The 22,784-nt window shown below is 70.8% G+C and carries 22 protein-coding genes; 11 read left to right on the top strand and 11 right to left on the bottom strand.

Annotation, left to right across the window (positions count from 1 at the left end; genetic code table 11):
* Nucleotides 1-401: TetR/AcrR family transcriptional regulator (locus ACFWX1_RS28015; protein ID WP_378392234.1), on the bottom strand; the 401-nt coding region annotated here is incomplete at its 3' end.
* 80 nt (nt 402-481) lie between these two features.
* Between ACFWX1_RS28015 and ACFWX1_RS28010 the strand changes: the two genes are divergently transcribed.
* Nucleotides 482-1,393, top strand: coding sequence for an SDR family NAD(P)-dependent oxidoreductase (locus ACFWX1_RS28010; RefSeq protein ID WP_378392232.1), 912 nt, complete (start codon nt 482-484; stop codon nt 1,391-1,393).
* A gap of 1 nt (nt 1,394) precedes the next feature.
* On the opposite strand, the gene ACFWX1_RS28005 is transcribed toward ACFWX1_RS28010, so the two are convergent.
* The gene (locus ACFWX1_RS28005) at nt 1,395-2,657 is read right to left on the bottom strand and encodes an FAD-dependent oxidoreductase (RefSeq protein ID WP_378392230.1); all 1,263 of its coding nucleotides are present in this window, start codon (nt 2,655-2,657) and stop codon (nt 1,395-1,397) included.
* Between the two features lie 66 nt (nt 2,658-2,723).
* Between ACFWX1_RS28005 and ACFWX1_RS28000 the strand changes: the two genes are divergently transcribed.
* Entirely contained in the window at nt 2,724-3,362 is a 639-nt protein-coding gene (locus ACFWX1_RS28000) for a TetR/AcrR family transcriptional regulator (protein ID WP_378392228.1), read from the top strand.
* Here the strand turns inward: ACFWX1_RS28000 and ACFWX1_RS27995 are convergent.
* Genes ACFWX1_RS27995 through ACFWX1_RS27985 form a run of 3 tightly spaced genes read right to left on the bottom strand, consistent with a single transcriptional unit; the run spans nt 3,310 to nt 5,935 of the window.
* Nucleotides 3,310-3,810, bottom strand: coding sequence for a hypothetical protein (locus ACFWX1_RS27995; RefSeq protein WP_378392226.1), 501 nt, complete (start codon nt 3,808-3,810; stop codon nt 3,310-3,312). The genes ACFWX1_RS28000 and ACFWX1_RS27995 overlap by 53 nt on opposite strands.
* Entirely contained in the window at nt 3,807-5,255 is a 1,449-nt protein-coding gene (locus ACFWX1_RS27990; RefSeq protein WP_378392224.1) for an ATP-binding protein, read from the bottom strand. The genes ACFWX1_RS27995 and ACFWX1_RS27990 overlap by 4 nt, the downstream gene beginning before the upstream one ends.
* Nucleotides 5,252-5,935: a response regulator gene (locus tag ACFWX1_RS27985; protein ID WP_378392222.1), complete on the bottom strand. Its 684-nt coding sequence runs from the start codon at nt 5,933-5,935 to the stop codon at nt 5,252-5,254. The genes ACFWX1_RS27990 and ACFWX1_RS27985 overlap by 4 nt, the downstream gene beginning before the upstream one ends.
* A gap of 123 nt (nt 5,936-6,058) precedes the next feature.
* Between ACFWX1_RS27985 and ACFWX1_RS27980 the strand changes: the two genes are divergently transcribed.
* From ACFWX1_RS27980 to ACFWX1_RS27970, 3 genes are all read left to right on the top strand, one after another.
* Complete coding sequence (locus tag ACFWX1_RS27980) at nt 6,059-6,991, top strand: phosphatase PAP2 family protein (RefSeq protein ID WP_378392220.1); 933 nt, start codon at nt 6,059-6,061, stop codon at nt 6,989-6,991.
* Between the two features lie 643 nt (nt 6,992-7,634).
* Nucleotides 7,635-9,050 (top strand): APC family permease, encoded by a 1,416-nt coding sequence (locus ACFWX1_RS27975; RefSeq protein WP_378392218.1) that lies wholly within the window; start codon nt 7,635-7,637, stop codon nt 9,048-9,050.
* Between the two features lie 32 nt (nt 9,051-9,082).
* Nucleotides 9,083-10,531, top strand: a complete 1,449-nt coding sequence (locus ACFWX1_RS27970) for a gamma-aminobutyraldehyde dehydrogenase (RefSeq protein ID WP_378392216.1) — start codon at nt 9,083-9,085, stop codon at nt 10,529-10,531.
* An 83-nt stretch (nt 10,532-10,614) separates the two neighbouring features.
* On the opposite strand, the gene aspS is transcribed toward ACFWX1_RS27970, so the two are convergent.
* The 3 genes from aspS to ACFWX1_RS27955 all read right to left on the bottom strand — a co-directional run bounded on the left by aspS (nt 10,615) and on the right by ACFWX1_RS27955 (nt 14,318).
* Complete coding sequence (gene aspS / locus ACFWX1_RS27965) at nt 10,615-11,907, bottom strand: aspartate--tRNA(Asn) ligase (RefSeq protein WP_378392214.1); 1,293 nt, start codon at nt 11,905-11,907, stop codon at nt 10,615-10,617.
* Nucleotides 11,908-12,220: 313 nt separating this feature from the next.
* Nucleotides 12,221-13,369 (bottom strand): S8 family peptidase, encoded by a 1,149-nt coding sequence (locus ACFWX1_RS27960; protein WP_378392212.1) that lies wholly within the window; start codon nt 13,367-13,369, stop codon nt 12,221-12,223.
* A 157-nt stretch (nt 13,370-13,526) separates the two neighbouring features.
* Nucleotides 13,527-14,318, bottom strand: coding sequence for an ABC transporter ATP-binding protein (locus tag ACFWX1_RS27955; RefSeq protein WP_378392210.1), 792 nt, complete (start codon nt 14,316-14,318; stop codon nt 13,527-13,529).
* Between the two features lie 100 nt (nt 14,319-14,418).
* Between ACFWX1_RS27955 and ACFWX1_RS27950 the strand changes: the two genes are divergently transcribed.
* The 5 genes from ACFWX1_RS27950 (at nt 14,419) to ACFWX1_RS27930 (ending at nt 19,847) form a co-directional block, all read left to right on the top strand.
* A complete protein-coding gene (locus ACFWX1_RS27950) occupies nt 14,419-15,069 on the top strand; it encodes a TetR/AcrR family transcriptional regulator (RefSeq protein ID WP_378392208.1) in 651 nt (216 codons plus the stop codon).
* Nucleotides 15,070-15,168: 99 nt separating this feature from the next.
* Nucleotides 15,169-16,983: a murein biosynthesis integral membrane protein MurJ gene (murJ, locus tag ACFWX1_RS27945; protein ID WP_378392206.1), complete on the top strand. Its 1,815-nt coding sequence runs from the start codon at nt 15,169-15,171 to the stop codon at nt 16,981-16,983.
* A gap of 165 nt (nt 16,984-17,148) precedes the next feature.
* Nucleotides 17,149-17,553 carry a hypothetical protein gene (locus tag ACFWX1_RS27940; protein WP_378392204.1) on the top strand — a complete coding sequence of 135 codons (405 nt, stop codon included), beginning with the start codon at nt 17,149-17,151 and terminating at the stop codon, nt 17,551-17,553.
* 123 nt (nt 17,554-17,676) lie between these two features.
* Nucleotides 17,677-18,582: a phosphatidylinositol-specific phospholipase C gene (locus tag ACFWX1_RS27935; protein WP_378392202.1), complete on the top strand. Its 906-nt coding sequence runs from the start codon at nt 17,677-17,679 to the stop codon at nt 18,580-18,582.
* 20 nt (nt 18,583-18,602) lie between these two features.
* Nucleotides 18,603-19,847, top strand: a complete 1,245-nt coding sequence (locus ACFWX1_RS27930) for a fumarylacetoacetate hydrolase family protein (protein WP_378392200.1) — start codon at nt 18,603-18,605, stop codon at nt 19,845-19,847.
* 3 nt (nt 19,848-19,850) lie between these two features.
* On the opposite strand, the gene ACFWX1_RS27925 is transcribed toward ACFWX1_RS27930, so the two are convergent.
* The 3 genes from ACFWX1_RS27925 to dinB all read right to left on the bottom strand — a co-directional run bounded on the left by ACFWX1_RS27925 (nt 19,851) and on the right by dinB (nt 22,327).
* Nucleotides 19,851-20,690, bottom strand: a complete 840-nt coding sequence (locus ACFWX1_RS27925) for an alpha/beta hydrolase (protein WP_378392198.1) — start codon at nt 20,688-20,690, stop codon at nt 19,851-19,853.
* A gap of 18 nt (nt 20,691-20,708) precedes the next feature.
* Complete coding sequence (locus tag ACFWX1_RS27920; protein ID WP_378392196.1) at nt 20,709-21,005, bottom strand: hypothetical protein; 297 nt, start codon at nt 21,003-21,005, stop codon at nt 20,709-20,711.
* A gap of 125 nt (nt 21,006-21,130) precedes the next feature.
* A complete protein-coding gene (dinB, locus tag ACFWX1_RS27915) occupies nt 21,131-22,327 on the bottom strand; it encodes a DNA polymerase IV (RefSeq protein ID WP_378392194.1) in 1,197 nt (398 codons plus the stop codon).
* Nucleotides 22,328-22,474: 147 nt separating this feature from the next.
* Between dinB and ACFWX1_RS27910 the strand changes: the two genes are divergently transcribed.
* Nucleotides 22,475-22,669 carry a hypothetical protein gene (locus ACFWX1_RS27910; protein WP_378392192.1) on the top strand — a complete coding sequence of 65 codons (195 nt, stop codon included), beginning with the start codon at nt 22,475-22,477 and terminating at the stop codon, nt 22,667-22,669.
* The last annotated feature ends 115 nt before the right edge of the window (nt 22,670-22,784 follow it).

The following is a 22,784-nucleotide window of genomic DNA, read 5'->3' as shown; positions in this document are numbered from 1 at the left end:
GGCGGTGCGTGCGCCCCCCACACCCCCCGCGCGGGGGCCCGCGCGGGGGGGGGGGCGCCCCCGCGTACCGCCCGCCGCCCCAAGCCCGCCCCCGGGTCGGGGTCGAACGGACCGCGAGTGGCCAGGAAGTCGCGCAGCGCGTCGAGGATCGACGTCCCTTCCGCGCGCTCCCGGACAGCCGCCGTCAGCGCCGCTTCGCGTTCGCCGCCGTCGCCGAGGACGAGGGCTTCCTTGCCGCCGGGGAAGTGCGCGAACAGGGTCGACACCGCCGTGTCCGCGGCGTCGGCGATCTCCGCCACCGTGACGTTGTCGAACCCGCGCGCCAGGAACAGCTTCAGCGCCGCATCGGACAGTGCCTTGCGGGTGGCGGCCTTCTTGCGCTCCCGCCGACCAGGTGTCATGTCCGTACTCTACCCGATCCGAGAGTGACTCCGAAATCGGAATGATTGCGACTTCGGAGTCATTATGGCAGCCTGGCGTCATGACATGGGACGTACGGCGGCTGCCCCGCGCCGAGGGAAAGACCTTCCTGGTCACCGGGGGCAACGCGGGGATCGGGTATTTCGTCGCGGAACAGCTCGCGGGCACCGGGGCCACCGTCGTGCTCGGCAGCCGCGACGCGGCGAAGGCCGAGACCGCGCGTGCGTCGATCGAGGCACGCGTGCCCGGCGCGCGGATCCGGCACGTCCGGCTCGACCTCGCCGAGCTGTCGTCGCTCAAGGCCACCGCGGACGCGCTGGAGCGCCTCGACGCGGTCGTCCTCAACGCCGGGGTGATGCTCGACGCCCCGCCGCGCCGGGAAACCGGGGACGGCCACGAAATGATGTTCGGCACCAACCACCTCGGGCACTTCGCGCTGACCGGGTGGCTCATGCCGTTGCTGTCGGCCGCGCCCGGAGCGCGGATCGTCACCACCGGAAGCTTCGCGGCCAAGTCGGAGCACCTGGACCTCGACGACCTCCAGAGCACGCGGGATTACCGGCCGAAACGCACGTACGCGCGGTCGAAACTCGCGCAGATGCTCTTCGGCCTCGAACTCGACCGGCGCCTGCGCGCGGCCGAGAGCACGACGTCGAGTGTGGTGTGCCATCCCGGTGGCGCGCTCGACTCGCTCACCCCGCCGCGTCCGCCGGTGCACGCGCGGACGACGGGGGAGCGGCTGCGCGGCCTGCCTCTCGCGCTTTTCGTGCAGGGCAAGGAAGCCGCCGCGTGGCCCGCGGTCAGGGCGGTCCTCGACCCGGCGGTGACCGGCGGGCAGCTGTGGGGTCCCCGGGTGTTCGGCCTGCGTGGCGAGCCGCGGCTCGAACCGGCCTGGGACAACCTGGGCGACCCCGAGATCGCCGCCCACCTGTGGGCCGCGAGCGCCGAGCTGACCGGCGCCGAGCCGGTTTGATCTACAAAGGACTGTCCACAGGAGACGCCGGACGCCGCGCGAACGGCGGCGCGTGCTCGGGCCGGAGCCCGATTCCGCCCAGGTAGGCGGTGAGCCTGGCCAGGAACGGCGTCCGGCGCAGCAGACGCAGTGGCAGAGGCAGCCGGTTTCCGTCGAGGGTGCCGTCGAGGGCGGGTTTGATGATCATCGCGTGTTCGCCCGCCTGCGACCGCTGGACCGCGGCCATCGGCAGCCACCGGCGCCGCCGGACGGCGGCCAGCTCGCGGGTGGTGACCCGGCCGCGCAGCAACGGCCCGGCGAGCAGTGTGGCGGTCGCGACGGCGTCCTGCATGGCGAGGTTGACGCCGACCCCGCCCACCGGCGACATCGGATGGGCCGCGTCCCCGATGCACAATGCGCCGTCGACGTGCCAGCGGTCCAGCCGTCCCATCCGCACGTCGAGGAACTTCACGTCGTCCCACGACTCGATCGCGGCCAGCTGCCCGGCGTCCCAGCCGAACAGCCCGCCGATCCGTTCCCGGAAGTCCGCCAGTTTTTCCTTGCGCAGCAAGGCATCCTGGCCCTTCGGGATCAGGTACGACGTCTGGTAGTAGTCGTCGCGGTCCATCGTGACCGCGGCGTGCCCGCCGCCGAACCGGCCGAAGACGCCCTTGTCCTGCTGGGGATCCGGGCCCTTCGGTACCCGGACCTGCCAGACGTCCATCGGCACGTCGAGCTCGCGCAGCCGCAGGCCCATCGCCTCGCGCACGGTCGACCAGCGGCCGTCGCAGCCGACCGTGAGCGTCGCGTGCAGCTCGTGGAGTTCGCCGTCCTGATCGCGGTAGCGCACGCCGGTGACCCGGCCGCCCTCGCGCAGCAGGTCGACGACGGAGCAGCCCATCCGCAGGTCGAAGGCCGGTTCGGCGCGCCCGGCCTCGGCGAGCAGGCCGAGCAGGTCCGCCTGCGGGACCATCGCGATGTGCTTGTGGCGCCCGGGAATCCGGCGGAAGTCGGCCACCGTGACCTCGGCGATCTCGGCGCCGCCGAGCCGCAGGTGCATTTGTTCGAGGATCCCGCGGGGCAGCCGGGCGAACCGCTCGCCCAGCCCCAACTCGTCGAGTAACCGCAGGGTGGAGGGATGGACGGTGTCGCCGCGGAAATCACGCAGGAAGTCCCGGTGTTTCTCCAGTACCACGACGTCGACGCCGGCTCGCGCGAGCAGCAGCCCCAGCATGACGCCCGCCGGGCCGCCCCCGGCGACGCAGCAGCGCACTCGTTCTGTCATGGCCACGACGCTAGCATAAACTTAGAGTCTCTCTAAGTTTAGAGTGACTGTAGTAACCTGACCGGTATGGCGGGACTGCGCGAGGCGAAGAAGGAACAGACCCGGCGTTCGCTCATCGGGGCGGCGCTGCGGTTGTTCGACGAGCACGGCTACGAGCAGACCACCGTCGCCGACATCGCCGGGGCGGCCGGTGTTTCCCCCGCGACGTTCTTCAACTACTTCGCCACGAAGGAGGACGTCGTCTTCGCCGATCAGCACCTGTACGACGAAGTGCTGCACGAGGTCTTCGCCACCGCGGACGATTCGGAACCGATCGCGGAACTCGTGCCGCGCACCGTGCGGGCGCTCGCGACGGCGCCGGTGTGGAGCTTCCCGCTCGACGACCCGCTGACCGCGGTCCGTGCCCGGCTCATCGGGTCGGTTCCCGCGCTGCGCGCGGGTTTCCTGCTGCGCAACGCCGTCTTCGCCGACGGCTGGGCCCGCATGTTGCACAAGGTCTACCCCGACGTGCTCACCGAGGCGCTCGCGGCGACGCTGACCGGCGCGGTGATGGGCGCGCTGCAGAGCGGACTCGGGGCCTATGCCGGTGGCGAACCGCTGGCGGACGTCGTGACGCGGGCGGCCGAGTACGTGGTGAGCGGGTTTCCGGCGGTCAGGACAGACAGCCGCGCGAAGCGATCTGGCCGTCCGGCCCGATCACGGTGACGTCGGTCCCGTAGTAGCTCGGTGGCCTGGCCTGTTTCGCCGCGATGGCCGCGGTGCAGACCAGCTGGTTGACCGCGGTGGACGACAGCGTCGTCACCGCGAAGGGCACGCTGATCACCATCCGGTCCGAACTGGGATCACTGCCGATCAGGCCCGGACCCGGCGGTGGCAGTTCGGTGCTGTACCCGCGAATACGATCGTCCGGGTCGGGGCCCCGCAACAGGATCGAGAGCGCCGTGTTGACCGACACCGGGCCACCCACCGAGCGGACCACCGCGGCCGGGTGGCCGTCGAGGACGAAGTACAGGATCAGCGTGCCCGACTCGGCTCCGGGGGTGGGCAGCGTCGGTGCCGGGCCCGCCGGGACGGCGCCGCCGGTCGGCTGCACCCCGCACGCCGCGGTCAGCGTCAAGAGCGCGAGTGCGCACAGCTTCGCGAAAGGCTTCATGACGATGCTCCCGTCGCCGCGTGCCGGGGCAGCCACAGGGTGAACCGGGCCCCGGCCGAAGTGTTCGACGCGGTGATGTCGCCGCCGTGCAGCCGGGCGTTCTCGCGCGCGATCGACAATCCGAGCCCGCTGCCCTCGGACCGCGCGCGGGACGTGTCGGCCTTGGTGAACCGGTCGAATACCCGGGGAAGCGTCTCCTCGGGGATGCCGGGACCGTGGTCGGTGACGGTGAGCACCACGAACTCGCGGCTCGAACTGTCCACTTCGGACCGCAGCCGGATCTCGACCGGCGGAGCGCCGTGCCGCAGCGCGTTGCCGACGAGGTTGGCCACGACGATGTCGAACCGCCGCCGGTCCAGCGTCGCGGTGAGCCCGTCCGGCAGGTCGGCGACCAGGTCCTCGCCCACCTGCCAGCCCCGCGCCGCGAGGCAGTCGGTGACCGCGGTGGCCAGATCCCATTCCTCCAGCCGGAGCTCCGCGCGGCCCGCGTCGAAGCGGGAGATCTCGACCAGATCCTGCACCAGCCGGGTCAGCCGCTTCGTCTCGGCGGACACCAGGCGGGCGGCCACCGCGGTGTCGGCGGGCAGCTGTCCGGCGTCCTCGTCGAGCACGTCGGTGACGGCGTTCATCGCGGCCAGCGGAGTCCGTAGCTCGTGCGAGACGTCGGCGACGAACCGGCGAGCGTCGGCCTCCATCGCCCGCAGCGTGCCGACCGTGCGTTCCAGCTCCGCCGCGGTGTTGTTGAACGTGGTGACCAGCTGGGCCAGTTCGTCGGAGCCCTTGGCCTTGAGCCGGACGTCGAGCTGGCCGTGCCCGAGCTGGTTCGCCGCCGTGTTCAGCGCGCGGACGGGCCGGAGCACCTGGCGCGCGGCGAGCAGCGCCAGCGCGATCGCGAACGGCAGGACCCACGCGGCGGTCTGCCACGCCGACGTCGCGAGTTCGGCGATGGCGGCCTGTTGCTGGTACAGGGGCGCTGTGGCGTAGACCTCGACGCCACTGTGGACGGTCCGGCCGTCGGCGCCCTTCGTCATCAACGGCAACCCGACCGTGAACCGCGGCCCGCTGGGGGTCGCGACCCGCTGGAACTGGATGACGTTCTCGGAAGCGACGGCGGCGCGGAGTTCCGGCGGGATGTCGCTCAGCTGCGGGCCGGTGGCGGAGCGGAGGTCCCGGTAGACCGCCACGGTCCCGGACGGCAACGTGTTCGCGAACGTGGTCAGCGATTTCTGGGTGGGCGGCGTGTTCAGGATGATCATGTTCGCCCTGACCCCTTCGAGCAGGGCGTCCATGGTCTGGTTCTGCACCCCTTCGAGGATGGTGTTGCGGCTCGTGACGTAGGTCGCCCCGGACGCCGCCGCGGCGCCGACGATGGTCACCAGCGCGAACGCGGCGGCCAGCCGGGGCCGCAGCCCGGCCAGCCACGACCGCAGCCGGGGACGTTTCACGAGCGGCCGAACCGGTAGCCGAACCCGCGCACGGTCTGCACGTGCTCGGGTTTGGCCGGCACGTCCTCGATCTTCGCGCGCAGCCGCTGCACGCACGCGTCGACGAGCCGCGAGTCGCCGAGATAGTCGTGGTCCCACACCGCGGAGAGGATCTGCTGGCGGCTGTAGACCTGGCCGGGAGTGCGGGACAGCTCCAGCAGCAGCTTCAGCTCGGTCGGGGTCAGCGAGACCCGCTCGCCGCGTTTGGAGACCTCCATGGCGGCGCGGTCGATCATCAGGTCACCGTGGCGTTCCGCGGAGCCGGTGTCGCCACGCTCGCTGACCACGCGGCGCAGCACCGCGCGGATCCGGGCGTCGAGAACGCGCGGTTCGACCGGTTTGACCACATAGTCGTCGGCACCGGCTTCGAGCCCGGCGACGATGTCGAAGTCGTCGCTGCGCGCGGTCAGCATGATGATCGGGATCTCGCCCGCCGCGCGCATCCGGCGGCAGGTCTCGAAACCGTCCATCCCGGGCAGCATGAGGTCGAGGACCACCAGGTCCGGCTGCTGTTCCTTGAGCACGTCGAGGCCGCGTTCGCCGGAATCACCGGTGTACACCTCGTGTCCCTGCCTGCGCAGGGCCAGTTCGAGCCCTTCCCGCACGGACGCGTCGTCCTCGACCACCAACACCTTCGCCACCTCGGTCATTATTCGCGAAGGGAGGGGGTGAGTGCGAATTCAAGCAACCCGGCGGGGAACTTGTAGCAAAACCATGACATCACGCTGACGGAACGACGAAATCCTGAGCCGAGACTCGGGGACATGGCAGTGACGTTCTTCGAGGCACCCTTGACCACCCGGCCCGCGGCGGCGCGGCACGCACTCGCGGTGGGGGCCGCGTCACGCACCGCCGTGCTCGTGGCGAGCGCGGCGGGGTTCGCCATCGCCTTCGTGGTGGCGTACCTGCTGTTCGTCCGCACCGAGGCAGGGCAGCGGGCGGAGAACGGCGTCGTCCGCAGCGCCCATTCGATCGCGAAGTCCACTGTGGACTGGGCGACGCCGTTGCGGTCGACCGACCTCGTCGTGATCCTCGGCGGCACCGCGATCGCGCTCGTCGTGGCGGCGCTGGTGCGCCGCCGGTTCACCGTGGGCGTGTCCGCGCTGCTCCTGCTCGCCGCGCCGCTGGCGCTGGCCCAGCTGCTCAAGCTGTACGTGCTCGAACGGCCGGAGATGCGCGACGGCCTCGGCGTCGCCGGCCACAACAGCTTCCCCAGCGGGCACGTCAGCGCCGCCATGGCCGTGCTGTTCGCGATCGCCGTCGTGCTGCCGCGCAAGGCCCGGCTCCCGGTGCTGCTGGCAGGTGCGTTCGGCGCCGCGTGGGTGTCCGCGTCGACGATCGCGCTCGGCTGGCACCGGCTCAGCGACACGCTCGGCGGCTGCACGCTCGTCGCCGCCGCGGTGTGCGCGGGCGCGGCGCTGATCTCCTCGCGGCGGCCGGACGGCACCCGGATCCCCGTCGTCCCGGTGCTGATCGGGCTCGTCACGCCGGTGGCGCTGGTGCTCGGCGGGTTCGCGGTGCTGAGCAGCGCGACCTCGGAGGCCGCCCGGTTCGTGGCCGCGATGGTGCTGGCGGCGGTCTCGGCGATCGTCGTGGTCGTGCTCGTCGCCGCTCCGCTGCACAAGGTCGGTTTCGACCGCAGGATCGGCGGCTCGGCGCGGGACCGGGCGCTGATCGCCTCGGCCGCGCGGCGGTAGCTCGCGCCGCTGCGTCCTCTGCGGACCGTGAGGCCATGAAGGCCTCCTTCACAGCGGTGAGCGCTGTGAAGGAGGCCTTCACGGCATGTGAGGCCCGGGCGCGGGACCTGCGGCGGCGCGGACTGTCGCGAACGACGCGTTGGGGACGTTCATCGTCCCCAACGGAGCGTTCGCGACACCGGGCGATGCTGCCTCGCGGAGGGCATTTGAGTCCTTTGTGGACTGTGGGGCCGTGAAGGCCTCCTTGCCGGCGCTCAGTGCTGGCAAGGAGGCCTTCACAGCATTCGGCAACGCCCTCACGGACGTGCCCGAGCCGTTGCCGGGTGTCCCTCGATGCGTTCGTATAACGACCTATACGGCGCCCCTTTCGCTACGCAATCGCCGGTGTCGCTACTGGGAAAATTCCTCGAATCCGGCTGCGGCACCCTGCGGATTTCGCATCGCGCGGGATGAGCCGAGGGGGCGCCCGCCGATGGTGCCTGGCCGCCCATGGTCGTGGTGACTGTCGCGTTCGGACATCAAATCCGGCCGCATGATCGCGTTTCGACGACGGATTTCGTTGCGAAACGCCGGTTGACGACGCCGAATCCGTGCTGTTTCATGCGTCACAACCTGCGTCGGACCGGATCGATGGGAGCGCCCGATGGCGATGACAGCCGACCCTCCTCCGGCCATCTCCACCTCCACAGCCGCGGGATCGGCGGACACCGGAACCGAGCCGGGCCCGCGGAGGCTCCCGCGCTCGATCGGCGTATTCGGCGGGACGTTGCTGACGCTCAGCTGCCTGACCCCGGCGTCCTCGTTGTTCGTCGTCGTCCCGCCGCTGCTCGCGCTCACCGGCACCGGCGCCGCGCTGACGATCGTGCTCGCCGGCGTGCTGTGTGTCGCGGTTGCCTTCTGCTACGCGGAAATGGGCACGCTCGTGCCGAGCGCGGGCGGCGAGTACGCGATGGTGGGTACGGTCGCCGGGCGGTTTTCCGGCTGGCTGATGTTCGCGCTGTCCTTCGTCGTCGTCCTGGTCATCCCGCCGATCTTCGCGGTCGGCACGGCCGGCTATCTCGCGCCCGTTCTCGACGTCGACAAGCGTGTCGTCGGTGTCGTGGTGATGCTGCTGGGCACCCTGATGGGCCTGCTCAACCTGCGCGCCAACGCCTGGATCACCGGGATCTTCCTGTGCCTGGAGGTCGTCGCCGCCGGGGTCGTGGCCTTCCTCGGCTTCGCGCACACCCAGCGTCCCGCGTCGGTGCTGGTCCAGCCGACGCTGGCCGAGCCGGGGCAGGGGAGCGTGCTCGGCCCGGTCACGATCATCGCGGGGCTCGCGGTCGCCCTGTTCGTGCTGCAGGGCTTCACCACCGCGATCTACCTCTCCGAGGAGATGCGCACCCCGCGCCGGACCGTGGTGCGGACGGTGCTGTGGACGCTGGCCGCGGGCGCGCTGGTGGTGCTCGTGCCGGTGGTCGCGATCGTCCTCGGGGCGCCGGACACCGCCACGCTCGCCGCCGGTGACGTCGCGGCGATGGTGACCGGCTGGAGCACCCCGGCGGTCGGTGTGTTCGTCAGCCTTGCCATCGCGATCGCCATCGTCAACGCGGTCGTGGTGATGGTCATCCAGAACTCGCGCGTGCTCTACGCCTCGGCCCGCGATCGCGCCTGGCCGGACGGGGTGAACCGCGTGCTCGGCACGATCGGGGCGCGTTTTTCTTCGCCGTGGCCCGCCACCCTGGTGGTCGGCGTTTCCGGTGCCGTGCTGTGCCTGGTGCCGATCGCCACGCTCAACGGGGTGACCAGCGTGGTGGTCGCCGCGCTCTATCTCGGGGTCGTCGCGGCGACGCTGGCGGCGCGGCGCGGGCAGCACCGTCAGGCGCCGGCGTGGCGGATGTGGGGCTGGCCGGTGCTGCCGGTGCTGACCGCCGTCGTCCTGCTTTACGTGCTGTCCCAGCAGAAAGCGTCCGATCTGGTGATCACGCTCGCGGTCGTGCTGCTGGCCGCCGGATACTGGCGGTGCTACCTCCGGCCGCGCACGGGCGAGCGTTGGGTGGTGACCGTTCCCGAGAACTGACACCGCACCCCGCCCAGCAGCACCCTTCGACCATGGAGAAAACACCAGTGAGTGACAAGGAAGTCTTCCGCAACTTCATCAACGGGGAGTTCACCGACGCCGCCGACGGACGCACCCTCGACATCGTGAACCCGGCGACCGGCACCACCTACGCCACGTCGCCGCTCGCCGGCGAGTCCGATGTGGACATCGCGGTTTCCGCCGCCGCCACTGCCTTCGAGACCTGGCGGGACACCACGCCCGCCGAGCGTCAGCTCGCGCTGCTGAAGATCGCCGACGCGCTGGAGAAGCGGGCCGACGAGTTCGTCGCGGCGGAGTCGGCCGACACCGGGAAACCGCTGGCGCTGACCAAGAGCGAGGAGCTCACCGCGGCCGTCGACCAGGTGCGGTTCTTCGCGGGTGCGGCGCGGGTACTGGAGGGCAAATCCGCCGGCGAGTACATGCGGGGCTTCACTTCCTACGTCCGGCGCGAGCCGATCGGCGTCTGCGCGCAGGTGACGCCGTGGAACTACCCGCTGATGATGGCGATCTGGAAGATCGCCCCCGCGCTCGCGGCGGGGAACACGATCGTGCTCAAACCGTCCGACACCACCCCGGCCTCCACTGTGCTGCTCGCCGAGCTGGCCGGGGAATTCCTTCCCCCTGGCGTGTTCAACGTCGTCTGCGGCGACCGCGACACCGGGCGCGCGCTGGTCTCGCACCGGATCCCGCAGCTCGCGGCGATCACCGGTTCGGTCCGTGCCGGGATGGCGGTCGCCGGGGCCGCGGCCGCCGACGTCAAGCGCGTGCACCTCGAGCTGGGTGGCAAGGCCCCGGTCGTGGTGTTCGACGACGCCGACGTCGAGGCGGCGGCCGCGGCCATCGCCGAGGCCGGGTACTTCAACGCGGGTCAGGACTGCACCGCCGCGACGCGGGTGCTGGCCGCGCCGGGCGTGCACGACGACTTCGTCGCGGCACTGACCGAGCAGGCGCGTGCGACCCGGACCGGCGGTCCCGAGGACACCGAAGCCGCGTACGGCCCGCTGAACAACGCCGACCAGCTGGCGCGCGTAGCCGGGTTCGTCGACCGTCTGCCCGGCCACGCGGAAGTCCACAATGGAGGGACGAGGGTCGGGGAGCGCGGCTACTTCTACGCGCCCACCGTGGTTTCCGGGCTGAACCAGGGCGACGAGATCGTGACCGACGAGATCTTCGGCCCGGTCATCACCGTGCAGCGGTTCACCGACGAGGACGAAGCCGTCCGGTGGGCCAACAGTGTCGAGTACGGGCTCGCGTCCTCGGTGTGGACCCGCGACCACGCCCGCGCGCTGCGGATGTCGAAGCGGCTCGACTTCGGCTGCGTCTGGATCAACGCGCACATCCCGCTCGTGGCGGAGATGCCGCACGGCGGGTTCAAGCATTCGGGCTACGGCAAGGATCTCTCGATGTACGGGCTGGAGGACTACACGCGCGTGAAGCACGTGATGTCCGCGATCGACTGAATCGCCTGCCAAGCCGGGGGTGGTCCGTGGGGGCCTCCTTGAGGGACTCTGGGTCCCTTGGGGAGGCCCCCACGGACCGTCGGTCACGGGGTGAGGCGGTGCAGATCGCGCGGGAAGAGTGTCGTCCGGCGGACGTTGTCGTCGCCGGTCAGCCGCGCGGTCCACCGCTCGAGCCCGAGGGCGAATCCGCCGTGCGGCGGCATCCCGTGCGCGAACGCGGCCAGGTAGTCGCGGTAGTCCGCGGGGTCCTCGCCTCGCGCTTCCAAAGCCGCGACGTAGTCCGGGTAGTGGTGCAGCCGCTGCCCGCCGGTGACCAGTTCGAGCCCGCGGAACAGCAGGTCGAAACTGCGTGAGTACGCGGGCTGCGCCGGGTCCCGATGCGTATAGAAGGGCCGCTTCGCCATCGGATACCCGGTGACGAACAGGAACTCGGACCCGTGGACACGCCGGGCCCAGCCGGACAGCCAGCGTTCGTGTGCGGGCGCCAGGTCGGGTTCGCCACGCGGGTCCTCGCCGGTGTGCCGGGCGAGGAGTTCCTGCGCGCCGGCGAACGTGATCTCCGGGATCTCCTCGGGGACCCGGGGCAGTTCGGCGCCCAGCAGTTCGACGGCGTCGGCGGCGCGGACACTGACGCTCTCGACCATGCCCGCGAGGACCTGCCGGAGCACGGCCATCACGTCACGATGGTCGGTGATGAAGCCGAGTTCGGCGTCCAGGCTCGTGTACTGCGCGAGATGCCGTGCCGTGTCGTGCGGCTCGGCGCGGAACACCGGACCCACCTCGTACACGCGCTCGAACACGCCGACGAGGGCCTGCTTGAAGAACTGCGGCGACTGCGCGAGATACGCGGGACGTCCGAAGAAGCCGATCTCGAACACGTTCGCGCCGGATTCCGTGGCGGTGGCGACGATCTTGGGCGTGTGCACCTCGGTGAACCCTTGCGCGGCAAGGGATTCCCGGAACCCGGCGACACTAGCCGCGGCGATCGTGAACCGTGCTTTCAGCAAGGGGTGCCGCAGCGCGACGGGCGCGTTGTCCAGGATCGTGGGCAACGACGCCGGGATGGCCGGCCGGTAAAGGTCGAACGGCGGCGGCCGGAGCGGCTCCGGCCCCGCGACCACGGCCGGTTCGGTGAGCTCGGCGCCGCCGGGTGCCTGCGCGTTCGCGGTCACCCGGCCACGCACGCGCACCACGGTTTCTTCCGGCAGCCGCGGGAATCCCGCCGGGTCCCCGACCACCTGCGCGAGCCCGGAGCGGTCCCGGATCACCAGGAACGTCACGGATTTCAGCGGGCGGCGCCGGTGTACCCAGCCGGCGATTTCGACGTGCTCGCCGACGTGCCGGGGCAGGTCGGCGGCGAGAACACGGTGGATCATCACACTCCTGAGTGGCTGTGCGCGATCCCTTGGGAGTGCGGGCGAGAAGGGGAACTCGCGGTGCCACCGCACTTTCACCGCCGATGCGTGGCGGCCTCGTTCGCGGCCCGATCACGGGGGCCGGCCGGCGGGGCATCGGGCCGAAGCCGTTCCTCCCCGCACTCGGGAGGGTCTTCGCCTCGGGCGCGAGACCGCCTTCGCAGCTACCGGCGGCTCTCTCGGACTCGCGTGGTCCCTCGGCTACTCGTCTCCGTCATCGCGTTGCCGTGCAGCATAAAGGAGCGGCCGCCGCGGACGCGCGGGAATTTCCGGGCTACCCGGGATTGACCATCAGGAGCCGGTTCGGCGAGCCCTGCGCGCCGGAGATCACGTTCTTGGTGGAGTCGTTCACCAGCGCGGTCGCGACCTGAGCCGGGGTCAGCGTGGGAGTGCGGGAGAGCACCAGCGCCGCCGCGCCGGACACATGGGGTGTCGCCATGGACGTGCCGGAGAGGTCGGCCGAGTCCGTGTCGCTGCCGTTGTACGCCGAAGTGATGCTCTCGCCCGGTGCGAACAGGTCGACACAGCTGCCGTAGTTGGAGAAGTACGAGCGGGCGTCGGAGGAATCACTCGACGCCGCGGTCAGCGCCTCGCGCACCCTGGACGGCGAATGGCGGCAGGCGTCGTCGGATTCGTTGCCCGCCGCGACGACCGCCACCACGCCGTCGGCGATCGTCCGCCGGACGGCGTCCTCGATGACCTTGTCGGGGGCGTCGCCGCCGAGGCTCATGTTCGCCACGGCCGGGCCCGGCTTGTGGTCGGCGACCACCCAGTCCAGCGCCGCGGCCACGTTCTCGCTGCTGCCCTGGCCACCGCAGTCGAACACCTTCGCCGAGACCAGCCGGACGCCCTTGGCCACGCCGTAGCGCTGGCCGCCGACGGTGCCTGCCACGTGCGTGCCGTGCCCGTGACAGTCCTCGTTCTGGTTGTCCACGGTGTTCGTGCCCCATACGGCGCGCCCGCCGAAGTCCTGGTGAGTGACCCGCACCCCGGTGTCGACCACGTACACGGTGACGTCGGAAGCCGTGCCGGGATAGCGGTAATGGCCGTCCAGCGGCAGCCGTCGCTGGTCGACCCGGTCGAGTCCCCACGACGGCGGATCGGGCTGGTCTCCGGTGACCTTCACTCGCTGGTTCTGCTGGACGTAGGAAACCGCCGGATCGGCGGCGAGCCGTCGCGCCTGGTGCGCGGTCATCCGTGTGGAAAAGCCGTGGAAGACATGGGAAAACGTGCGGACGACGGTTCCCGAGTACCGGGCGGCGAGCTCATTCGGCGCCGATTCTCCCTTCAGCACCACGACGTAGCTGCCTTCGATCGCGCCGGGCGTGCTCGCACCCAGCACGTCGGCCTCGGCGGCGGGCGTGACACCCACCAGGCCACCGGTCGCCATCGCCACGGCCGCCAACCACGTTCCCGTCCTCATCACGCCTCCCGCGCGTGTGCACCGACCATCGCAGGCTAAGGCGAACCGGCCGCCTCCCGATCGGGTCGGCGCGACGATTGCTCCGTGCCGCCGGGAAAAGGCCCCGAACGGCCGCCCTACCTTCGTCGGGTCACGGGCGAACGGCGGACGCGCTTGTCTACTGTGGACTGTCGTTGCCCGGTGGGCAGTGCGCCCCGGCGGTCTCGTGCGGGTCCTGACCCTTGTAGGCCGCGAGGACCTCGTCCAGTGAGCCGTGCCCGCGTATCCGGCCCTCGTCCATCCAGAGGGCGGTAGTGCACAGCTCCCGCAGCAACTCGTCGGCGTGCGAGGCGAACACCAGTACCCCGGCGCGGCGGGCGAGGTCCACCAGCCGCCCGCGTGCCTTGGCGAGGAACGCCGAGTCGATCGCGCCGAGGCCCTCGTCGAGGATGAGGATCTCGGGGTCGATGGTGGTCACCACGCCGAGTGCGAGCCGTACTCGCATACCGGCGGAGTAGGTGCGCAGCGGCAGGCGCAGATAGTCGCCGAGTTCGGTGAACTCCGCGATGTCGTCGACCCGGTTTTCCATCTGCCTGCGGGACATGCCGAGGAACAGGCCCCGGATCAGGATGTTCTCGTAGCCCGAGACCTCGGGGTCCAGGCCCACGCCGAGGTCGAACACGGGCGCGATCCTGCCGACGACCCGGGTGCTGCCTCGTGTCGGCTCGTAGATGCCCGACAGCAACCGCAGCAGCGTGGACTTTCCGGCGCCGTTGTGCCCGACGAGGCCGACCCGATCGCCCTCGCTCAAGGACAGGGTGATGTCCCGCAAGGCCTCGATGATCGGGGCCCTGGCCTCGGTGCCGATCTTGCCGCCGACCTTGCCGAGTACCTGTTTCTTCAGCGATCGGGTCTTGGCGTCGAAGATCGGGAAATCGACGTAGGCGCCCCGCACCTCGATGCTCACCATGCTTCCACCCCTTCAAGCGGTCAGATGCGAATGCAAGTTATCATTCGCATCTGGAGAGGGTCCGGGACCCCGCCTGCCGGCGGGAGGTAACGTGCGGCCGGTGAGTCAGCAATCCGCCGAGCAGGGCTTTCGCCCGCCGCAGCAAGCGCGCAGCCGAGAGTCCCTGCAGAAGGTGCTGGCCGCCGCCGAGCACGTGCTGGCCGAGCGGGGCATCGAGGAGTTCACCGTCGCGGCCGTCGCCGAGCAGGCGGGGATGTCGGTGGGCGCGATCTATCGCCGGTTCTCCGGAAAGGATCAGCTGCTGTACGCCGTGAAGGACCAGTTGCTCGGACAGCTGGAAACCGGCGTCGGCGAAGCACTTCGCTCACCTGCACCCGGGCTGAGCGGGGTCGTCGGCGCGTTCGCCCATGCGCTGGCGCGCACCTTCGCGCGGCACGACCGGATCTTCCCCGAACTGCTCGACGGCCAGCGCGCCGAGGGGCGCGAGCGTGGTCTCCAGGCGCTGGCCGCGATCCAGGACGTCTTCGTCGAAGCCGTCCGCCCCTGCCGCGAGGAGATCCGCCGGCCGGACCGCGCGCGGGTCATCCGGATGGCCGCGCGTACCATGATCGGCTCCTGCGTGCACCGCGCCGCCACCTGCCGGTTCTGGTCCGATGGCCTGACCTGGACCGCCTGGGCCACCGAAACGACCGAGCTGGTGCTCGCCTACCTGGTCTCACCGGAAGATCCGGAAACGCCCCGGCCCGTTTAGGCCGCGGCGCTTCCTGCTCGCTGGAGGGGGTGGGCGCAGCGGCCGTGATGTCGTCGTCGGCGCCCCGCCCCGCGGCCTCGCACCTGGCAGGGTAGGGGCATGGCTGACGAGCACCGCGGGGACCGGACGGTCGCCGGCGGGGACCCCACCGACGCGGAAACGGTCCTGCTTCCGCGCTATCCGGCGAGCGCGGCGATCGGGTGGCCTACCCGCGACCTCGACGCCGGGCGCCCCTATGACGAGCTCGTCACCCGGGTCATCCCCCGGCTCCCGGCGAAACTCGGCGTCGAGCCGGTCACCCCCGCCCCCGGCCGTTCGCTGGCGCGGTCCAGCGGCCGGATCGCGGTGGCCTCGATGGCCAGCCGGGTCACCGGGTTCCTCGGCAAGGTCCTGCTGGCCGTCGTGGCGGGGACGGGGGCGGTGAACGACTCGTTCAACATCGCGAACACCCTGCCCAACATCGTGGTGGAACTGCTGCTCGGCGGGGTGCTGGCGAGCGTCATCGTCCCGCTGCTGGTCCGGTCGCACGACGATCCGGACGGCGGGCAGGCCTACGCGCAGCGGCTGGTGACGATGGCGCTGGTGGTGCTCGCGCTCGGCACGGTCCTGGCCGTCGCGGCCGCGCCGGTGTTCACCGCGCTGTACGTGGACCGGTCCGCGCCGGAGGCGAATCCGGCACTCGTCACCGCGCTGGCCTATCTGCTGTTGCCGCAGATTCTCTTCTACGGCTTGTTCGCGCTGATCTCGGCGATCCTGAACGCGAAGAACGTCTTCGGGCCGCCCGCGTGGGCGCCGGTACTGAACAACCTGGTCGTGATCGTCACCTTGACGGTCTACGCGCTGATGCCCGGCGAGATCTCGCTGAATCCCGTCCGGATGGGCGACCCCAAACTCCTGGTCCTCGGCGTCGGCGTGACACTGGGCATCGTCGTGCAGGCGGTGACACTGGTGCCCGCGCTGGCCCGCAGCGGGTTCCGGTTCCGCTGGCGGTGGGGTCTCGACCCGAGGATGAAGGAGTTCGGCGGCCTCGCCGCGTGGATCGTCGGCTACGTCGCGGTCAGCCAGGCCGGTTTCGTGGTCACGACCCGGGTGCTCACCCGCGGCACCGAGGGCGGCGTCACCGCTTACACCTACGCGTGGCTGCTCTTCCAGCTTCCCTACGGCGTGCTCGGCGTTTCGCTGCTCACCGCGATCATGCCCCGGATGAGCCGGGCCGCCGCCGACGGTGACGCCGCGCGGCTCGTGGGTGATCTGTCCTTCGCCGCGCGGTTGTCCACCGTCGTGTTCGTGCCGGTTTCCGGGGTGCTCGCCGTCGTCGGCGCGCCGATCGGCATCGTCGTCTTCGCCACCTGGGGCACCGGCAGCATCGCGAACGCCGACCGGCTCGGCCAGACACTGGCCATCGCGGCCTTCGGCCTGTTGCCCTTCGCGCTGGTGATGCTGCAGCTGCGGGTGTTCTACGCGATGAAGGACGCCCGCACCCCGACGTTGATCATGCTGGTCATGACGGCGGTGAAGGTCCCGTTGCTGTTCCTGTGCCCCGTTCTGCTGGACGGCGAGCACATCGTGCTCGGCGCGATGCTGGTCAACGCCGCGGCCTACTTCGTCGGCGCCATCCTGGGGCAGATCTGGCTCTGGGTGCGGCTGGGGCACCTGCGCAGCAAACGCGCCCTGCGCGTCATCCTGTACGCCTGTGGGGCCAGCGCCCTCGGGGCACTGGCCGCCGTGTTCGCCGGTTTCGCCGTCCCCGCGGCGCTCGGGCCGGTTCTCCAAGCGTGGCTCAAACTGCCCCTGGAAGGACTCGTCGGTCTCACCGTCTCCTTTGGACTGCTCGTCGCACTGAGAATCCCCGAAACCCAGCCGATAGCCCGCCGGGCCGCCCGGTTCCTCCCGGTCCTGCGCGCACGCGCCTGACGCGGCCACGAGTTGACCATCGAACACCAGTTCGATTATACTGGAGCCGCGTTCGCGGGGTGAGCGGGAACCCCGGGGGCGTGACCGGGCCCGTCATCCACGCCCCCCGACGACGGGCCCGTCACCTTGCCCTGGGCGCCGGGAAGTGGTGTACGAGGGGGCGGTGTGGGGCAGCTCGGTCCGGCCGCGGGTGTGTTCGCGGTGACCAATGTGGACGATCTCGTGCTGCTGGCGTTGCTGATCGGCCTCCGCGCCGGGTGGCTCGCGTGGCGCGGGCGTCACGCCGAGGACGACGCGCCATCGGTGGATCGGGTGGCGATCCTGTCCGTGGCGGGAGTGACCGCCGCCAACGGCGGGGACAACGTCGGTGTGTACGTGCCGGTGTTCGCCGCCGCGAGAACCGGTGAACTGGTCGCGTATGCCGCGGTCTTCCTGATGTTGGTGCGGCGCGGGCCGGTTTCTCGCCACGCGCCCGCCGATCGCCCGCGTGCTCGCCCGCTGGGGGTACGTCGTGTTGCCGGTGGTGCTGATCGGGATCGCCTGTTGATCCTGTGCGGGCCCTCCCGCTGATAGGGACCGCGTAAGCCCTTTCGGGGCAACAAAGGCGGCCTCCGGGAGCAGATCCTTGTCCGGTGGCGCGTCCGCCTGCACAATGTGAACGAATTTCGCAATTTCCGGCGGAGGGGTGGGCGGATGGGGCCGATCGGCGGTTCGGTGAGCAGGCGTACCTTCGCCCGCGCGGTGGTCGCGGCCGGGACGGGGATCGCGCTCGGCGCGTGGCCCGCGAAAGCGTCGGCGGCGCCGGGGGCTGCCGACTGGCTGAGCGGCGTCGACTCGCAGACGTTCCTCTCGCGCATTTCTTTGCCCGGCACCCATGACACGGGCGCCCGGTACGGCGGGCCGCTCGTGCAGTGCCAGACGCTCACGGTCACCGAGCAGCTGACCGCCGGGGTGCGTTTCCTCGATGTCCGGTGCCGGGCGATCGACGGGGTCTTCGCGATCCACCACAGCCAGTTCTTCCAGAACATCTTCTTCGGCGACATCCTCAACGAGTGCCAGGATTTCCTCCGCGCGCATCCGCGGGAAACGATCGTGATGCGGGTGAAGCAGGAGTACTCCACGGTGCCGGACGCCGACTTCGGCACGATCTTCGCGCACTACCGGTCCCGCTGGCCGGGTCTGTTATGGACGGAGGCGCGGGTTCCCCGGCTCGGCGAGGTGCGGGGCAAGGTCGTGGTGCTGGCCGACAACGGCGGGGTTCCGGGAATCGGCTGGAACAGCGGGCTCGTCGATCTCGAGGACGACTACGACATCGGCACGGTTTTCGACTTCTACAACCGGAAATGGCCCGCGGTTTCGTCCCATTTGGACGCCGCGCGGGCGTGTGCGCCGTCAAGTCCGGAGAAGGTCTTCATCACGTTCACCTCGTCGTCGGGCTGGGGACTGTGGCCGAAACAGGCCGCCGATCTGATGGCGCCGAAGCTGAGTGGCTATCTCTCCGGGCTGGACCGCGCGCGTCGTCCATTGCTCGGCATCGTCGTGATGGACTACGTCTCGGCCGGCTCGGCCGCGCCGGTGTTCGGGATGAACTTCGGCTGAGCCGCCACCTCGTTGACCCCGTGGCGTCATCGGATTACGTTGAGCACGGCTCGGACGGCGAAGGGGCACCCGGATTGCTGGTCACCGCAAGGGAAACGCTTCCCGAGGACGCGCGGCGCGCGACGCTGGTCGGACGCGTGCACGATCCCGGGCAGGGCGGGCCGTGCGTCGTCGCGGTGCGGGGCGACGAGCTCGCCGACCTCACACCCGTCACGCCGACGCTCGCCGACCTGACCGAGTCCGCGGATCCGGTGGCACTGGCCAGGACGGCGCCCGCCGCGCGGTCGTGGCCGCTGGCGGACGTCCTCGCCGCGAGTTTCGCCACGGTGCCGTCCGGCGAGACGCCGCCCGAAGCGGTGCCGCGACTGCTCGCGCCCGCCGACCTCCACGTGCTCAAGGCGGCTGGGGTCACCTTCGCCGGCAGCTTGACCGAACGCGTCATCGAGGAGAAGACGGGTGGCGACCCCGCCCGCGCCGCCGCGGTCAGGGCGGAGGTCGAGCGCGCCATCGGCGGCACACTGTCCACAGTGGTCCCCGGATCGCCGGAAGCCGCCGCGGCCAAGGAATGGCTGCGACGCGAGGGGCTGTGGTCGCAGTACCTGGAGGTCGGCATCGGCCCGGACCCGGAGGTGTTCACCAAGGCGCCGTTGCTGGCGGCGGTCGGCCACGGCGCGCGCATCGGCGTCTCAGCGGTGTCCACCTGGAACAACCCGGAACCGGAGGTGGTGCTCGCGGTCAGCTCCGCGGGGCGGATCGTCGGCGCCACCCTCGGCAACGACGTCAACCTGCGGGACGTCGAGGGGCGTAGCGCGCTGCTGCTGCCGAAGGCCAAGGACAACAACGCTTCCGCCGCGCTCGGGCCGTTCCTGCGGTTGTTCGACGATCACTTCGGCCTGGCCGAGGTCCGCACCGCCGAGCTGCGCCTGCGGGTCGCGGGCGAGGACGGGTTCGTCCTCGACGGCGCGAGTTCGATGCGGCACATCAGCCGTGACCCGCTGGAGCTGGTGGCCAGTGTGCTCGGGCCGCATCACCAGTACCCGGACGGGTTCCTGCTCTACACCGGGACCCTGTTCGCGCCCACCGAGGACCGGGACACCCCGGGTGGTGGATTCACCCACCACCTCGGCGACGTGGTGCGGATTGCCTGCCCGGCGCTCGGGACGCTGGTCAACACGGTGACACACGCCGAGACCGCCGAGCCGTGGACGTTCGGGGTGCGGGCGCTGATGGCGAACCTCGCACGCCGCGGGCTGCTGCGCGGCTGACCGCTACTGTCCACTCAGGACAGATTGGAAGAAGGCGAGCGTCGACGGGATCAGCGGTTCCCGCTCGTGGATCGCGCCCGGCACGACCTCGAGCCGCACCGCGACGCCGTGCCGTTCGAAACTGCGGGCCAGTGCGGTGATGCGGTCGATCCGGTTCGCGCCCTGCAGGTCCGCGCCGGGCTGGTAGCGCGGGCTCTCCGGCGTCACCGTGATCTCCCAGGTGTCGGTGTCCGCGCCGCCGACGACCATGTGCACCGCCACCCGGCGCAACGCGGCCAGATCGAGGGGCGTGCCGAACCGTTCTTCGAGATCGCCGACGCCGACCCACCACGGGTGGTCCGCGTCGAGCAGCGTCACCACGCCGGGGGCGCCGATGGAGACCGCGCGCAGCCTGCCGGGATGCAGATAGGTGAACCGGTGGACGAACTGGCCGCCGCCGGAGAAACCGGTGAGGAGGAAGCGTCCGGCGTCGACGCGCCAGATCCCGGCGATCTCCTCGATCATCGCGAGCAGCACGTGGTCGTACCGGATGCCGCGGTAGGAGATGTACTTGTAGTTGCTCAGCTCGCCGGGTTCGCCGATACCGCAGGGGAACAGGGGAGCGAGCACGATGCAGTCGTGCTCCTCGCAGAACCCGGCGAACTCGTCGCGGCAGGTCTGCACGGTACGGGCCGTCCCGTGCACGGCGACGACGAGCGGATACCGGCGATCGTCGTCCTCGGAATAGCCGCGCGGGACGTGGAGACAGTAGGAGAACCGTTGGTCGTACTGGGAGGCGAAGATCGCCGTGCTGCCGAACTGGTAGTACGACAGCCGTTTCCCGTCGCCCGGTACGTCACGCACACCCGGACTCTAGCGGGTTCAGGCCGCCGCGTGCCCCGGCGCGACCAGCGCCCGGCCCGCCGCGGTCAGCACCGCGGGCACCCGCTGGCCTACCGCGCCGGGCCGTCCCGGACGCAGCAGTCCCTGATGGGCCAGCGTGTGGGCGGTGAACTGATCGCAGCACGGGACGCCGTCGACGAACAGGTCCGGCTCCTGGCTCAGTGTCAGCTGGGCGCGCCCGGCGCCGACCGCGCGCAGCATTGCCATCCCCCGGTGGCTCACCGGCGGTTCCGGTGCCCGCCGGGCCCGCAACTCGGTGACCGTGGTCGTGTTCATGGCCCGTTCCCCTTCCGGTGCCGTGGGCGCTTCGTGCGCCTCCCTCACTAAGAGGTCGAACACGCCGCGCTGGATTCGACATCGGCCTGGGTTTTTTGGGTGACTTTTTCCGGCCGGACCGCCGGTCAATCGGGCAGCAACGGCACCGTGGGCCCCTCGTCCCGGCCCAGCTGGACGGCGCGCGTGATGGCGGTGCGGCCGAACCGGTCACGGAGGGTGTCGAGGGTGGTGTCCAGCGCGGTGGTCTGGTGCTGGTCGAACGGCAACGCCAGCTGGACCGCGTCGTCGTGGGAGAGATTGGACAGCGCGAAGCCGAGCAGCGTCAGGCCGCGCGTCTCGACCAGGGGCGCGGCCGCGGCCAGCAGGCCGCGCGCCGCGGACAGCACCGTCTCGGTGTGGTCGGTCGCCTCGGTCAGTGTCCGGGACCGGGTCGCCCGGCTGAAATCGGCGAACCGCATCCGGAGCGTGACGGTGCGGCACACCCGCCGCGCGGCGCGGAGGCGGCGGGTGAGCCGATCGACCAGCGCGATGAGGATGACGTCGAGTTCGGCGGGGGAGCGTTCCCGGCGGCCCAGCGCGCGTTGGGCACCGATCGAGCGGCGACGGCGCCCGACCTGCACCGGGCGCGGGTCGCGGTTGTGCGCCAGCGCGTGCAGATGCCGCCCGGCGGCGCGGCCGAGCATCGAGGTGAGATCCACCTCCGGCAGCGCGGCGACCTGGCCGACGGTCTTGATGCCGCGCTCGCGCAGCTTGGCCGCGCTCACCTTGCCGACGCCCCAGAGCCGCTCCACCGGCAGCGGGTGCAGGAAGGCCAGTTCCCCGTCGCGCGGGACGACCAGCAGCCCGTCCGGTTTGGCGACGCCGCTGGCGACCTTCGCGAGGAACTTCGTCCGCGCGACGCCGACCGTGATCGGCAGCCCGACCCGCTCGGCGACCTCCCGCCGCAGCCGCGCGGCGATCGCGCTCGGCGTGCCCGAGATCTTGAGCAGGCCGCCGACGTCGAGGAACGCCTCGTCGATCGAGAGCCCCTCGACCAGCGGTGTCGTGGCCTCGAACACCGCGAACACGGCCTTGCTCGCCGCCGAATACGCCGACATCCGGGGCGGTACGACGATGGCGTGCGGGCACAGCCGCCTGGCCTCGCCGCCGCTCATCGCCGTCCGCACGCCGAAGGCCTTCGCCTCGTAACTGGCGGCCAGCACGACGCCCCCGCCCACGATCACCGGGCGGGACCGCAGGCCGGGATCGTCACGCTGCTCGACCGACGCGTAGAAGGCGTCGAGGTCGGCGTGCAGGATGGGGCCTTCGTTCGTCACGAACATATGTTCGCATGACCCACCGACAGTTCCCGGCGCGGCGAAGCGCGGCGGCTGATGCCATCCTGGCCTCATGAGCGAAGCTTGCGAGCGAATCATGGACATCATGCGCCAAAAAGGATCGAACACTGTGTCGCGGAGCGAGGTGATCGCATGAGCACTCAGTACGCGCTACTCCAGGCCATGGCCGTCGCCCAGGACATCGAGGCCAAGGGCTTCCTCGGCACGGTCGGCAAGATCGCCGCCGCCACGGTCATCTTCTTCATCGCGATCGGCCTCATCGTCGGCCTGCTCATCGGCTTCTTCATCGGCCGGGCGGTAGGCCGGAACCAGGGGCCCCGGAACTGAAGTCGCCGGATGTGACGTGGGGGGAGACGCCGTGGGTTGAGGGGGGGTGGGGAAAGAAGAGGAGGAGGGACACAAAAACAAACACCAACAGAAGAGGGAAAAGAGGGGAGGTGAG

This window comes from Amycolatopsis sp. NPDC059021, from assembly GCF_042739895.1.
Classification (GTDB): Bacteria; Actinomycetota; Actinomycetes; order Mycobacteriales; family Pseudonocardiaceae; genus Amycolatopsis.
Note: the sequence above shows the minus strand (reverse complement) of the source record. Positions and strands in the feature narration are given on the sequence as shown.